The sequence below is a fragment of the Klebsiella sp. D5A genome, assembly GCF_001620885.1.
Classification (GTDB): Bacteria; Pseudomonadota; Gammaproteobacteria; order Enterobacterales; family Enterobacteriaceae; genus Klebsiella; species Klebsiella variicola.
In genome coordinates, this window is the sequence record NZ_LOAR01000003.1 from 255,553 (window position 1) to 269,431 (window position 13,879).

Annotated in this window: 11 protein-coding genes; 6 read left to right on the top strand and 5 right to left on the bottom strand. The window is 58.4% G+C overall.

What is annotated here, in order from left to right; translation table 11 throughout:
- Window positions 1-54: 54 nt before the first annotated feature.
- The 5 genes from AS136_RS04790 to AS136_RS04810 all read right to left on the bottom strand — a co-directional run bounded on the left by AS136_RS04790 (window position 55) and on the right by AS136_RS04810 (window position 5,561).
- A complete protein-coding gene (locus AS136_RS04790; RefSeq protein WP_008805757.1) occupies window positions 55-1,188 on the bottom strand; it encodes an ABC transporter permease in 1,134 nt (377 codons plus the stop codon).
- Entirely contained in the window at window positions 1,178-2,917 is a 1,740-nt protein-coding gene (locus tag AS136_RS04795; protein ID WP_012968663.1) for an ATP-binding cassette domain-containing protein, read from the bottom strand. The genes AS136_RS04790 and AS136_RS04795 overlap by 11 nt, the downstream gene beginning before the upstream one ends.
- Window positions 2,910-3,905 carry a secretion protein HlyD gene (gene hlyD, locus AS136_RS04800; protein ID WP_023322256.1) on the bottom strand — a complete coding sequence of 332 codons (996 nt, stop codon included), beginning with the start codon at window positions 3,903-3,905 and terminating at the stop codon, window positions 2,910-2,912. Before hlyD ends, AS136_RS04795 begins: the two co-directional genes overlap by 8 nt.
- Window positions 3,905-4,564: a transcriptional regulator CecR gene (cecR, locus tag AS136_RS04805; RefSeq protein WP_008805760.1), complete on the bottom strand. Its 660-nt coding sequence runs from the start codon at window positions 4,562-4,564 to the stop codon at window positions 3,905-3,907. Before cecR ends, hlyD begins: the two co-directional genes overlap by 1 nt.
- A gap of 73 nt (window positions 4,565-4,637) precedes the next feature.
- Window positions 4,638-5,561, bottom strand: coding sequence for a LysR substrate-binding domain-containing protein (locus AS136_RS04810; RefSeq protein ID WP_012542386.1), 924 nt, complete (start codon window positions 5,559-5,561; stop codon window positions 4,638-4,640).
- Window positions 5,562-5,980: 419 nt separating this feature from the next.
- Here AS136_RS04810 and AS136_RS04815 point away from each other — a divergent pair, with 419 nt between their 5' ends.
- From AS136_RS04815 to dinG, 6 genes are all read left to right on the top strand, one after another.
- A complete protein-coding gene (locus AS136_RS04815; RefSeq protein ID WP_023322257.1) occupies window positions 5,981-7,312 on the top strand; it encodes an MFS transporter in 1,332 nt (443 codons plus the stop codon).
- 50 nt (window positions 7,313-7,362) lie between these two features.
- On the top strand, window positions 7,363-8,112 hold the full coding sequence (locus tag AS136_RS04820) for an SDR family NAD(P)-dependent oxidoreductase (RefSeq protein ID WP_008805763.1): 750 nt from the start codon (window positions 7,363-7,365) through the stop codon (window positions 8,110-8,112).
- 12 nt (window positions 8,113-8,124) lie between these two features.
- On the top strand, window positions 8,125-8,970 hold the full coding sequence (locus tag AS136_RS04825) for a transketolase (protein ID WP_016160531.1): 846 nt from the start codon (window positions 8,125-8,127) through the stop codon (window positions 8,968-8,970).
- On the top strand, window positions 8,970-9,962 hold the full coding sequence (locus AS136_RS04830; protein WP_023322258.1) for a transketolase family protein: 993 nt from the start codon (window positions 8,970-8,972) through the stop codon (window positions 9,960-9,962). Before AS136_RS04825 ends, AS136_RS04830 begins: the two co-directional genes overlap by 1 nt.
- Before the next feature lie 215 nt (window positions 9,963-10,177).
- Window positions 10,178-11,533 (top strand): ATP-dependent RNA helicase RhlE, encoded by a 1,356-nt coding sequence (gene rhlE / locus AS136_RS04835; RefSeq protein WP_008805766.1) that lies wholly within the window; start codon window positions 10,178-10,180, stop codon window positions 11,531-11,533.
- Between the two features lie 187 nt (window positions 11,534-11,720).
- Complete coding sequence (dinG, locus tag AS136_RS04840) at window positions 11,721-13,877, top strand: ATP-dependent DNA helicase DinG (protein ID WP_008805767.1); 2,157 nt, start codon at window positions 11,721-11,723, stop codon at window positions 13,875-13,877.
- Window positions 13,878-13,879 lie beyond the last annotated feature (2 nt).

The window sequence follows — 13,879 nt, forward strand, 5'->3', positions numbered from 1 at the left end:
AATCGATGTTGGTTAAACCGTAGGCCCGGTCAGCGCAGCGCCACCTGGCAAAACCTAATCCAGACGCCGCTTGGTTTTTAACCACGTCAGGCCGATAAACATCACCGCCGACGCAATCAAAAACAGCACATTCACCAGCAGCACCACCGGAATATTGCCCGCCAGAAACAGGCTTTGCAGGGTGTTGACGAAATAGCGCGCCGGGATCACGTAGGTCACCGCGCGGATCACCGCCGGCATACTGTCTATCTGGAAAATAAACCCGGACAGCATAATCGACGGTAAAAACGCGGCATTCAGCGCCACCTGCGCGGCGTTAAACTGGTTGCGGGTAATGGTTGAGATCAGCAGCCCCATCCCCAGGGTGCTGAGCAAAAACAGACTGGTGATGACAAACAGGATCGGCAGCGAGCCGCGATAGGGCACGCCGAGAATAAATACCGACACCAGCATACAGAGCAACATCGCCAGCATGCCGAGGAAATAGTAGGGAATGAGCTTGCACAGCAGCAGTTCGGCGCGGGTGATCTCCGTCGACAGCAGCGCCTCCATGGTGCCGCGCTCCCATTCGCGCGCCACCACCAGCGAGGTCAGGATCGCGCCGACCACGGTCATGATGATGGTAATTGCGCCGGGGATAATAAAGTGCTGGCTAATAGCCGCCGGGTTAAACCAGTAGCGCATCTGCACGTCGATCAGCGGTTCAAAGGTTTCGCCGCGGTCTTCCGCCCGCTGCTGCTGCCAGATCTGCCAGATACCTTCCACGTAGCCCTGAGCGAAGTTGGCGGTATTGGGCTCGCTGCCGTCGGTGATGAGCTGCAGCGGTGCGTCGGCGCCGGCGCGGGCCATCTGGCGGTCGAAGTCCACCGGAATGACCACCATGGCGCGGATGCGCCCGGCCTGCATCATTTGAATCAGTTGCTGGCGATTATCGCTGACCGTGGCGTCGATATAGGGCGAGCCGGTCATGGTATGGACGAAATCCAGCGCCTCTTCGCTCTGTTGCTCCAGCAATACGCCGACCCGCAGTTTGCTGGAGTCGAGGTTAATGCCATAGCCGAAGATAAACAGCAGGAGTAGCGGGATCACCACCGCGATCAGCCAGCTGCTGGGATCGCGGACGATCTGCCGGGTCTCTTTGACGCACAGGGCGCGGACCCGCCGCCAGGAGAGAATGCTATTGCTCATGGCTATTCTCCTTATCCCAGCGGTTAATCAGGGTAATGAACGCCTGCTCCATGGTCGGGTCCGTCTGGCTGTCATCCGCCGCCTGGGCCTTCAGCGCGTCCGGGGTGCCGCTGGCGATAAGTTTACCGTGGTAAACCAGCCCGATACGGTCGCAGTATTCCGCCTCATCCATAAAGTGGGTGGTCACCATCACCGTCACCCCTTTATCGACCATGCTGTTGATATGCAGCCAGAACTCGCGGCGGGTGAGGGGGTCGACGCCGGAGGTCGGTTCATCGAGAAACAGAATATCGGGCTCATGCATCAGCGAGCAGGCCAGCGCCAGCCGCTGCTTGTAGCCGAGCGGCAGCTCGTCGGCGGCGTGACGGGCGATACTTTTCAGGCCAAAGGCATCGCTCATTCGGGCGATTTTTTCATTTTGCGCCCGGCCGCGCAGGCCATAGACGCCGGAGAAAAAGCGCAGGTTCTGCTCGACGCTGAGGTTGCCGTACAGCGAAAATTTTTGCGCCATATAGCCCAGATGCTGGCGCGCCTTGCCAGAGCTGACCTTAAGATCCATCCCCAGCACCAGCGCTTTGCCGGAGGTGGGCACCAGCAGGCCGCACATCATTTTGAAGGTGGTGGATTTCCCGGCGCCGTTGGGGCCGAGCAGGCCGAAAATTTCACCGCGCTTAACCTGGAAATCGACGTGGTCGGTAGCGGCGAAATCACCAAACTTTTTCGTTAACGACTGGGCTTCAATGACCGTTTCGTCTTTGCTGCCGTCAACACGATGGATAATCGCTCCCAACGGCGATTCGGCGGTTCCCGCTCCGCCGAGCAGATCGATAAACGCATCTTCAAAGCGCGGCGCGGTGTCGGCCACCTGCAGCGGCGGCATGTCGCCATGCTGCTGGACTTCCTCAATGCGGGCGTCCTTTTTCAGGATCAGGCGCACCGATTTGCCCTGGATCACGCCATCGCTGACCTGCGGCAGCTTCAGCGCCCGCTGCAGCAGACGGCGGTTGTTTTCCTGTGGGCTGGAGACGAGGAAACTGCGCCCGGCCATGGTTTGCGTCAGCGCCGTCGGCTCACCCTGGTAGAGCAGTTTGCCTTCGTTCATCAGCAGCACGTCGCGGCATTGTTCCGCTTCATCGAGATAGGAGGTGCTCCACAGGATCAGCATGCCGTCGCCGGCCAGCTCGTGCACCATCTGCCACAGCTCGCGGCGCGAGATAGGGTCGACGCCGACGCCGGGCTCATCCAGCAGCAGTACTTTCGGGTCGCCCACCAGGGTACAGGCGAGCCCCAGCTTTTGCTTCATGCCGCCGGAAAGCTTGCCTGCCAGCCGTTCGGTGAACGGGCCAAGGGAGGTGAACTCCAGCAGACGGTCGAAAATTTTCTTCCGCGCCTCGCCGGTGACGCTGCGCAGGTCGGCGTACAGGGTCAGGTTTTCCATCACCGTCAGATCTTCATACAGGCCGAACTTCTGCGGCATATAGCCGAGCACCGCGTGCAGGGCGCTGTCGTCTTTTAGCGGGTCGAAGCCGATCACGCTGGCGCGGCCCTCATCAGGCTTGAGCAAACCGGCCAGCATTCGCATCAGGGTGGTTTTCCCCGCGCCGTCGGGCCCCACCAGCCCGGTGACGTAGCCGGCGTGGATCGTGCAGGTGAGCGGCGCCACCGCTGGCCTGTCCATTCCGGGAAAACGGCGGCTCAGACCGTTTAAGGCAATGATGGCCTCACTCATGTCCGTTCCCGTGGTTAAAGGAGACGGTCACCGGCATCCCCTGGCGCAGGGCGCCGTCGGCATCGTTCACCACAATACGCAGACGATAAACGAGGTCGGTACGCAGATCCGGCGTTTCAACGGTCTTCGGCGTGAATTCAGCGCTTGGCGAGACAAAGCCGATTTTGCCGTGATAGGGCTTATCCGGCCGGCTGTCGGTATACAGCAGCACTTCACGTCCCGGCTGCGCCTGACCAAGGTTTTTTTCGTCAACATAGGCGCGGACCCATACCGGATGGGTTAACGACAGCGTCAGTACGGTGCCGCCGGCGTTGAGCATGGTGCCGGGCTCGACGGCGCGGGTCATCAGCGTACCGTCGGAAGGGGCGGTGAGCACGGTATCGTGCAGGTCCAGTTTGGCCTGGGCCAGCGCCGCCTGCGCCTGTTCCAGACTGGCTTTGGCCTGCGCAATTTCCTGCGGGCGGTTACCGGCGCGGTACTGACGCAGTTTGTCCTGCGCCGATTTGAGCGTTGCCTGCGCCTGGTCGCGCGAGGAGCGGGCATTCTCCAGATCGTTGGCGGAAATCGCGCTGCTGGCGCGCAGCCCGAGCTGGCGCTGATAAAAGTTTTGCGCATAGTCGTAAGCGGCCTGCGCCTGTTTCACCGCCGCCGCGGCCTGGGCAATCTCTTCCGCGCGGTAGCCGGCCATCATCAGGTCATACTGCGCCTGGGCGGTAGAGACGTTGGCCTGGGCCTGCAGCAGGGCATTTTCATACGGCGCGCGATCAAGCTCGCCGAGAGTTTGCCCGGCGCGGATGCTGTCGCCTTCGTCGACGGTCAGCGAAGCCAGTCTGCCGCCGACGCGGAAGCTCATGTTGACGGTGCGGATATCGACATTGCCATACAGGGTCAGCGGCTGCTGCTGGCTGCTCTGGTACCACCACCAGCCGCCGCCCAGCGCGGCGAGAAGAATCACGATCAGCAGAATGACGACGACGGGTTTTTTCATCAGCCCAAACTCCTTTGCGATAACCCATGCAGAATGAAATCGATATGACAGGTAATGACCTCGAAAATCTGTTCGGTCTTTTGCGCGTCAAACTGCGTCCAGCCGGTGCGTAGCAGGATGGTTTCACGCCCAAGACGGAAAGCCAGCACCTCGCCCAGCAGGGCGTGGGTGTGGAGGATCATTTGCGTATCACCGGCATCGCGGCCTGTCCAGGCGGCAATCAGCCGGGTGAGATAGTGGTGCAGGGGGGCGATCACCTGCTGGTGGATCAGATGGTAGGCGGCGGTCGGCGCCAGCTGCTCACGGGAAATGAATTTGCTTAAGTTGACCGTATCATCCTGGGTCAGCAGCAGGATCATGTTATGGCAGGCGTTGAGAATGAGGGCGCGTATTGCCTGGCGATCCGGCGACTTCCCGGCGAGCAGGGCCTCCGCCGCTTCGGCCTGTGGGCGAAAATTGTCGCCGATAAAATCGGCGATCCATTGGGCACAGGCGAGATATAAGTCGTCTTTCGAGCCAAAATAATAGGTGATAGCGGCGATATTCTGCCCGGCCTGGGCGGCGATATCGCGGGTGGTGGCATGCTGACCATACTCGCCAAACTGGGCGATAGCGGCCGCGATAAGCTGATTTTTTGCCTGTTCGCCTTTACTGGTCATCGCGCTCGGTAAAAGTTAATCAATCGATTGATTAACTTTAGGCCTCGATCGGCGGTTTGTCCACCAGCCGGGATCAAATATGGAATCCTTCCTCCTTCAGCTCCCCGGCGACCCAGGCGAAGAAACGCTGGACCTTCTCCTTCTGTTCATTGGCATGGGGAAGAACGAAGTGGTGCGCGCCGACCGGCATACTCCGCTCGTCGTCAAATACCGGCGTCAGCTGCCCCTGACGCACGTGCCCGCCGGCCAGCAGATTGCTTTCGAGGATCACGCCCATCCCCATTCTGGCCGCCTCGATGCTCATGTACGACCGGTCGAAATTAAAAATGAAGTTTTTATGCCAGCCGCGGACCTTGTGCCACGACAGCCAACTGCTCCAGTTAATTAAGGTGCTGTCGGAGTGGATCAGATCGCAGGCCAGCAGATCTTCCACCGCATGCACAGGATGGCTGGCTAAATAAGACGCTGCGCTGTAGGGCAGGACACACTCATTTTTAATGGTTCTGACCAACAGCGTTGGCCACTGTGATAGCCCGTGACGAATATCGATATCAATATTATCCCGGGAGAACTGGATGCTTTCGTAGGAACAGGTCAGGCTGATTTTTAACTCCGGCCACGCCTGGCGAAATTTATCCAGGCGAGGCATCAACCACAGCAGGCCGAAGCTCGGCGCCGAGTGAATACGTAAATAATCCTGATGGATATCATTGATCACCTGGCTGGTGGCCTGGCCAATCATATTCAGCGCCCCGGAGACCTCTTTGAGATATTTTTCTCCCACCGCCGTTAACATGACGCCTTTACTGCTGCGGGAGAACAGTTTTTTCCCCAGAAAGTGCTCCAGGCTGGCTATCTGATGGCTGACCGCCGAGGCGGTAATATTGAGATTCTCTGCGGCCAGGTTGAGGCTGCCGGTAGCGGCGACTTCAATAAAGGCCTGGATATTGCGTAAAGAGGGCATCGGCAAATTTTTATTGGGCAGCGGTTGACTCATGGCAGCATCCTGGGCAGGGCGTTTCTAAAAGAAAATAGCGAACAGCGTGGCGCAGTCGTGATAGCCAGCATAGGGAAAAGGAAAAAAATGATTTTAATTTGTGATGGGCTTAACAATTTATCTCGTTAAAAGCGCGCGTGTCAGTAAAGACTAAAAATTTGCGGGAAGTCACTAACTCAATTTTTCTCAATCATAATTGAGGTTTTTTGAATACCGTTTCATTTTGGGGTTGTTATATTCCTCTCACAGGCCTGATCACAAACGGCGATGCGTTGAGATCGCCATTATAAAACACCTAACCACCTGTTTAGCTGAGCGAAAAGATATTTATCTTTTGCTGCTGTATGGAACGTGAAAACGCGGTGATCCGAAGCGGCAACGGGCAGCGAAGTGGATGAGGTATAAGATGAGGAAACCCTATGTCACGTATAGATACTCTAGTCTGTACTGGCGCCAGGAAAACGAAATATCGTTTCGTGGTTTTGACGATGATTTTCCTGGTATATGCCATCAATTACGCCGACAGAACCAATATTGGCGCGGTTCTGCCGTTTATCATTGATGAGTTTCATATCAATAATTTTGAAGCCGGGGCCATCGCCAGTATGTTTTTCCTCGGCTATGCGGTAAGCCAGATCCCGGCCGGTTTTTTCATCGCCAAACGTGGTACCCGGGGGCTGGTTTCGCTGTCCATTTTCGGCTTCTCCGCCTTTACCTGGCTGATGGGCACGGTGAGCTCCGTGTTTGGCCTGAAGCTGGTGCGGCTGGGACTGGGGCTAAGCGAAGGGCCTTGCCCGGTGGGGCTGGCTTCCACCATAAATAACTGGTTTCCACCAAAAGAGAAAGCCACGGCAACCGGCGTTTACATCGCGGCGACCATGTTTGCGCCGATTATTGTCCCGCCGCTGGCGGTGTGGATTGCGGTGACCTGGGGCTGGCGGTGGGTCTTTTTCTCCTTCGCGATACCCGGGATTGTGGCAGCGATAGCCTGGTATCTATTGGTGAAGTCAAAGCCATCAGAAAGCGGATTTGTTTCACAAAGTGAACTGGCAGAGATTAATGCCGGGCGTGAAAGTCATAATAATAGCGTACGCGAAAATATATTAATTGCCGATCGATTCACCTGGCTGGATAAAATCATTCGGGTAAAGAAGATGGCGCCAATTGATACGGCGAAAGGCTTATTCACCTCAAAAAATATTCTCGGTGACTGCCTGGCGTATTTTATGATGGTTAGCGTGCTGTACGGATTATTAACCTGGATCCCCCTGTATTTAGTCAAAGAGCGTGGCTTTGATGTAATGAGTATGGGTTTCGTGGCCAGTATGCCGTGCATCGGCGGCTTTATTGGCGCGATTGGCGGCGGGTGGATTTCAGATAAAGTCCTGGGCCGCCGACGTAAACCCACCATGATGTTTACTGCCGTGTCAACGGTGGTCATGATGTTAATTATGCTGAATATCCCGGCAAGCACCCTGGCGGTCTGTATTGGATTATTTTTTGTCGGTTTTTGTTTGAATATCGGCTGGCCGGCTTTTACCGCCTACGGTATGGCCGTTTCGGACAGCAAAACCTATCCAATTGCCTCTTCCATAATTAATAGCGGCGGCAACCTCGGTGGATTTGTCGCGCCGATGGCAGCCGGTTTCTTACTTGATAAAACCGGGAGTTTTAATTCTGTATTTACCTATTTTGGTATCTGCGCCGCCATTGGTTTGGTGGTGATTCTTTTCCTCGATGAACCACAATAACGGAAATATATCCTGTTAATTAATATGACGTAATGTCATGGAGTGAAACTATGTTATTAAAAGATAAAGTCGCCATTATTACTGGCGCGGCCTCCGCTCGCGGTTTGGGTTTCGCCACCGCGAAATTATTCGCCGACAACGGCGCGAAAGTGGTCATTATCGACCTCAATGGTGAAGCCAGCAAAACCGCGGCGGCGGCATTAGGCGAAGGCCATCTCGGCCTGGCGGCGAACGTCGCTGATGAAGTGCAGGTACAGGCGGCCATCGAACAAATTCTGGCGAAATATGGCCGGGTTGATGTGCTGGTGAATAACGCCGGGATTACCCAGCCGCTGAAGCTGATGGAGATCAAGCGCGCCAACTATGACGCGGTACTTGATGTCAGCCTGCGCGGTACGCTGCTGATGTCGCAGGCGGTTATTCCCACCATGCGGGCGCAAAAATCCGGCAGCATCGTCTGCATCTCGTCCGTTTCCGCCCAGCGCGGCGGCGGTATCTTCGGCGGCCCGCACTACAGCGCGGCAAAAGCCGGGGTGCTGGGTCTGGCGCGGGCGATGGCGCGCGAGCTTGGCCCGGATAACGTCCGCGTTAACTGCATCACCCCGGGGCTGATTCAGACCGACATTACCGCCGGCAAGCTGACCGACGACATGACGGCCAACATTCTTGCCGGGATCCCGATGAACCGCCTCGGCGATGCGGTAGACATCGCGCGCGCTGCGCTGTTCCTCGGCAGCGACCTCTCTTCCTACTCCACCGGTATCACCCTGGACGTTAACGGCGGCATGTTAATTCACTAAGCGAGGCAACAGATGAAGATGACCGAATCACAAAAAGTCGCCGCGGCGGCGTGGCGTATTCGCCGTTACGCCCTGCAAATGGGGGAAGTGCAGGGGCAGGGCTATATCGGCCAGGCGCTGGGCTATGCCGATGTGCTGGCCACCGCCTTCAGCCACGCCATGACCTATCGTCCGGAAGATCCCGAGTGGGAGGGGCGCGATCGCTTCCTGCTCTCTCATGGCCATTACGCTATCGCTTATTATGCCGCGCTGCTGGAGGCGGGCATTATCCCGGAAGCCGAGCTGGAAACTTACGGCTCCGACGACAGCCGCCTGCCGATGTCCGGCATGGCGACCTACACCCCGGGGATGGAGATGTCCGGCGGTTCGCTGGGACAGGGGCTGTCCATTGCCGTCGGCATGGCGCTTGGGCTGCGGCAGAAACAGAGCACGGCCTGGGTCTACAACTCCATGTCCGATGGGGAGCTGGACGAAGGGTCGACCTGGGAAGCGGCGATGTCGGCGGCTCACTATGGCCTGAGCAACCTGATTAACCTTGTCGACGTCAACAAACAGCAGGCCGACGGCGATTCACGCAAAATCCTCGGCTTTGAGCCGCTGCATGAAAAATGGGCCGCCTTCGGCTGGTACGTACAGCGCGTGGACGGTAACGATCTGCCGGCGGTGATGGCCGCCTTTGACAACGCGAAAAGTTATTCCGGCAACCAGCCGCGGGTCATTTTATGCGACACGCTGATGGGCAAAGGGGTGCCGTTCCTCGAAACCCGCGATAAAAACCATTTTATTCGCGTCGATGCCGACGAATGGCAAAAAGCGATTGCGGTGCTGGATGCTAACAAACCAGAAGGAGTGCTGTAATGAGCCAGAGTCAACCCCGTTTAAAAACGTCGGCGATGATCGCCTCGATTGCCGATGAGGGCCAGGCGACCATCTCTGCGCCCTTCGGCGTCGCGCTGTCAAAACTGGCGGCGCAGCGTCCGGAAATCGTCGGCATGACCGCGGACCTGTCAAAATATACCGATCTGCATATTTTCGCCCAGGCCTTCCCGGATCGTTTCTTCCAGATGGGCATGGCCGAGCAGCTGCTGATGGCGGCGGCGGGGGGAATGGCGAAGGAGGGATTTATTCCTTTCGCCACCACCTATGCCGCCTTTGCAACCCGTCGCGCCTATGATTTTATTCATCAGGTCATCGCCGAAGAGCATCTGAACGTGAAGATCTGCGCGGCGCTGCCGGGCCTGACGACCGGTTATGGCCCCAGCCATCAGGCCACTGAAGATCTGGCGATTATGCGCGGTATCCCCGGCATGGTCATCGTCGATCCTTGCGATGCGCTGGAGATAGAGCAGGCGGTGCCGGCCATTGCCGATCACCAGGGGCCGGTGTATATGCGCCTGCTGCGCGGTAAGGTGCCGCTGGTGCTGGATAAATACGACTATCAGTTCGAACTGGGTAAAGCAAAGCTGCTGGAGGACGGCAACGATGTGCTGATCATCTCCTCCGGGCTGATGACCATGCGCGCGCTGGAGGCGGCTGAAAAGCTGCGGGCCGATAACATCAGCGTGGCGGTCCTGCACGTGCCGACCATCAAACCGCTGGATGAAAAAGCGATTATTGAACAGGCGTCGAAGCCAGGTCGTCTGGTGGTGACTGCGGAAAACCACACCGCGGTCGGCGGCCTGGGGGAGGCGGTGGCCGCGCTGTTGATGCGTAAGGGTGTGCGCTGTGAGCTGGATACTGTGGGGCTGCCCGACGCGTTCCTGTTAGCCGGTGCGCTGCCGACCCTTCACGATCGTTACGGCATCTCCACCGCGAAGATCGTTGAAAAACTTAAGTATCGTCTGCGTTAATCGCTTTGCCATGACGCACCAGGCCGCTGAGCTCGCTCAGCGGCCTTCTCATGCCCGCCAGCCAGGCGCGGTATTCTTTTGCAGATTTTATGCGGCCTGTCACAAAATCTGCTAGACTGCGCCCCTTCATGGCATTGTGGTTTTTGCCATCTCTTATCGCAATAATCTCCCTGAAAACTACGCCCTTCACCGGGCCGGGGCGGTTCGGAGTTGTTATGTCTTTTGATTCCCTTGGCCTGAATCCCGATATCCTGCGCGCTGTCGCTGAGCAGGGCTACGTTGAGCCGACCCCTATCCAACAGCAGGCGATCCCGGCAGTAATGCAGGGGCGCGACCTGATGGCCAGCGCCCAGACCGGTACCGGTAAGACGGCGGGCTTTACCCTGCCGCTGCTGCAGCGCCTGATTGACAAAGAGCCGCACGCAAAGGGTCGCCGCCCGGTGCGCGCGCTGATCCTGACCCCGACCCGTGAGCTGGCGGCGCAGGTGGGCGAGAACGTCCGCGATTACAGCAAGTACCTGAATATTCGCTCGCTGGTGGTATTCGGCGGCGTGAGCATCAACCCGCAGATGATGAAGCTGCGCGGTGGCGTCGACATCCTCGTTGCCACCCCGGGCCGTCTGCTGGACCTCGAACATCAGAACGCGGTCAGCCTTGATAGCGTGGAAATCCTTGTGCTGGACGAAGCGGACCGCATGCTGGATATGGGCTTTATCCATGACATCCGTCGCGTACTGGCTAAACTGCCGGCGCGTCGACAGAACCTGCTGTTCTCGGCCACCTTCTCCGACGAGATCAAGGGCCTGGCCGAGAAACTGCTGCACAACCCGCTGGAAGTGGAAGTGGCGCGTCGCAACACCGCGTCCGAGCAGATCACCCAGCACGTCCATTTCGTTGATAAGAACCGCAAGCGCGAACTGTTGTCGCAGCTGATCGGCGAAGGCAACTGGCAGCAGGTGCTGGTGTTTACCCGCACCAAGCATGGCGCCAACCACCTCGCGGAGCAGCTTAATAAAGACGGCATCCGCAGCGCGGCGATCCATGGCAACAAGAGCCAGGGAGCGCGTACCCGCGCGCTGGCCGACTTTAAATCCGGCGGCATTCGCGTGCTGGTGGCGACCGATATCGCCGCCCGTGGTCTGGATATCGAAGAGCTGCCGCACGTGGTGAACTACGAGCTGCCGAACGTACCGGAAGATTACGTCCACCGTATCGGCCGTACCGGTCGCGCGGCGGCCACCGGTGAAGCCTTGTCGCTGGTGTGTGTGGATGAGCATAAGCTGCTGCGCGATATCGAGCGCCTGCTGAAAAAAGAGATCCCGCGCATCGCGATTGCCGGCTATGAGCCGGATCCGTCCATTAAAGCCGAACCTATCCAGAACGGTCGCCAGCAGCGCGGCGGCGGTCGTGGGCAAGGTCAGGGACGCGGTGGCCAGGGTCAGGGACGCAGCGGACAGCCGCGCAGCCAGAACAGCGCCCCGCGCCGTCAGGACGGCGAGGCGCCGAAAGCGCGTACGCAGGACGGCAAACCGCCGCGCCGCCGTCGTCCGCGTAAACCGGCTGGCGAATAACACGCTGATGCCCCGGCCGCGATAACGCGGCCCGGCTCAGGCCCGTCTGTCCGCTACGCGGCGGCGGGCCTTTTTCTTTCCATTACACTATTTGTCGAGCACGCTTCCACACTCAGCAGAAAGCAATACCTCCAGGCGGGCAAAAATGGCACAATAGTGGCTGTTTATACAGTATTCAGGTTTTCTCATGGCTTTGACCGCTGCGCTGAAAGCGCAAATCGCCGCCTGGTATAAGGCGCTTCAGGAACAGATCCCGGACTTTATTCCCCGCCCCCCGCAGCGGCAGATGATCGCCGATGTGGCGAAAACTCTCGCCGGGGAAGAGGGCAGGCATCTGGCTATCGAAGCGCCGACCGGCGTAGGTAAAACGCTGTCATACCTGATCCCGGGCATCGCCATCGCCCGGGAGGAACAAAAAACGCTGGTGGTCAGCACCGCCAACGTCGCCCTGCAGGATCAAATCTACAGTAAAGACCTGCCGCTGCTGCGTAAAATTATTCCCGACCTGCGCTTTACCGCCGCCTTCGGTCGTGGGCGCTACGTCTGTCCGCGTAACCTGACGGCGCTGGCCAGCACCGAGCCGTCGCAGCAGGATCTGCTGGCCTTCCTCGATGACGATCTCACCCCGAACAACCAGGCCGAGCAGAAGCTGTGTGCGACCCTGAAGCAGGACCTCGACAGCTACCGCTGGGACGGCCTGCGCGATCATACCGATAAAGCCATCGATGACGCGCTGTGGAGCCGGCTGAGCACCGATAAGGCCAGCTGCCTGAACCGCAACTGCCACTACTATCGCGAGTGCCCGTTCTTCGTGGCACGGCGGGAAATTCAGGAGGCGGAAGTGGTGGTGGCCAACCATGCGCTGGTGATGGCGGCGATGGAGAGCGAGGCAGTGCTGCCGGAGCCGAAAAACCTGCTGTTGGTCCTCGATGAAGGCCATCATCTGCCGGACGTCGCCCGCGACGCGCTGGAGATGAGCGCTGAGATCACCGCCCCCTGGTTTCGCCTGCAGCTGGATCTGTTCTGCAAGCTGGTCGCCACCTGCATGGAGCAGTTTCGTCCGAAAACCACACCGCCGCTGGCCAATCCGGAGCGGCTCACCGGCCATTGCGAAGAGCTGTTCGAGCTGATTGCGTCGTTGAATAATATTCTCAATCTCTACATGCCCGCCGGTCAGGAAGCGGAGCATCGCTTCCCGATGGGCGAACTGCCGCAGGAGGTGATGGAGATCTGCCAGCGGCTGGCGAAGCTCACCGAGATGCTGCGCGGGCTGGCGGAGCTGTTTCTTAACGATCTCAGCGAAAAGACCGGCAGCCATGACGTGGTGCGCCTGCATCGGGTGCTGCTGCAGATGAACCGCGCGCTCGGCATGTTTGAAAGCCAAAGCAAGCTATGGCGCCTGGCGTCGCTGGCGCAATCCTCAGGCGCGCCGGTAACCAAATGGGCGACGCGAGTGGTGCGCGACGGCCAGATCCATGTCTGGTTCCACTGTGTCGGCATCCGCGTCAGCGATCAGCTGGAACGGCTGCTGTGGCGCAGCGTACCGCATATCGTCGTGACGTCAGCGACGCTGCGCTCGCTAAACAGCTTCTCGCGCCTGCAGGAGATGAGTGGTCTGAAGGAGAAAGCGGGTGACCGCTTCGTGGCGCTGGATTCGCCGTTCAACCACGTGGAGCAGGGGAAAATTATTATTCCTCAAATGCGCTATGAACCGCTGATGGATAACGAAGAGCAGCACATTGCCGAGATGGCGGCCTATTTTCGCCAGCAGGTAGAGAGCAAGAAACATCTCGGGATGCTGGTGCTGTTTGCCAGCGGGCGGGCGATGAACCGCTTCCTGGAGCATGTGACCGATCTGCGCCTGATGCTGCTGGTGCAGGGCGACCAGCCGCGCTATCGGCTGGTGGAGCTGCATCGCAAACGGGTGGAAAGCGGCGAGCGCAGCGTGCTGGTGGGTCTGCAGTCCTTTGCCGAAGGGCTGGATTTAAAGGGCGATCTGCTAAGCCAGGTACATATCCATAAAATCGCCTTTCCGCCCATCGACAGCCCGGTGGTGATCACCGAAGGCGAATGGCTGAAAAGCCTTAATCGTTACCCTTTCGAGGTACAGAGTTTGCCCAGCGCCTCCTTTAATCTTATTCAGCAGGTGGGGCGTCTGATCCGCAGCCATCACTGCTGGGGAGAGGTGGTGATTTACGATAAGCGTCTGTTGACCAAAAACTATGGCGCGCGTCTACTGAACGCGTTACCTGTTTTTCCCATAGAGCAGCCGGGCGTCCCGGAGGTTATAGTAAAACGGAAAGCAAAACAGACAGCAAAACAGTCAGGCCGCAAACGTCGCTGACG

Excerpts from the sequence above, each read along its gene's own strand:
- AS136_RS04790 (WP_008805757.1), bottom strand. The coding sequence starts at position 1,188 with ATGAGCAATAGCATTCTCTCCTGGCGGCGGGTCCGCGCCCTGTGCGTC.
- AS136_RS04795 (WP_012968663.1), bottom strand. The coding sequence starts at position 2,917 with ATGAGTGAGGCCATCATTGCCTTAAACGGTCTGAGCCGCCGTTTTCCC.
- hlyD (WP_023322256.1), bottom strand. The coding sequence starts at position 3,905 with ATGAAAAAACCCGTCGTCGTCATTCTGCTGATCGTGATTCTTCTCGCC.
- cecR (WP_008805760.1), bottom strand. The coding sequence starts at position 4,564 with ATGACCAGTAAAGGCGAACAGGCAAAAAATCAGCTTATCGCGGCCGCT.
- AS136_RS04810 (WP_012542386.1), bottom strand. The coding sequence starts at position 5,561 with ATGAGTCAACCGCTGCCCAATAAAAATTTGCCGATGCCCTCTTTACGC.
- AS136_RS04815 (WP_023322257.1), top strand. The coding sequence starts at position 5,981 with ATGTCACGTATAGATACTCTAGTCTGTACTGGCGCCAGGAAAACGAAA.
- AS136_RS04820 (WP_008805763.1), top strand. The coding sequence starts at position 7,363 with ATGTTATTAAAAGATAAAGTCGCCATTATTACTGGCGCGGCCTCCGCT.
- AS136_RS04825 (WP_016160531.1), top strand. The coding sequence starts at position 8,125 with ATGAAGATGACCGAATCACAAAAAGTCGCCGCGGCGGCGTGGCGTATT.
- AS136_RS04830 (WP_023322258.1), top strand. The coding sequence starts at position 8,970 with ATGAGCCAGAGTCAACCCCGTTTAAAAACGTCGGCGATGATCGCCTCG.
- rhlE (WP_008805766.1), top strand. The coding sequence starts at position 10,178 with ATGTCTTTTGATTCCCTTGGCCTGAATCCCGATATCCTGCGCGCTGTC.
- dinG (WP_008805767.1), top strand. The coding sequence starts at position 11,721 with ATGGCTTTGACCGCTGCGCTGAAAGCGCAAATCGCCGCCTGGTATAAG.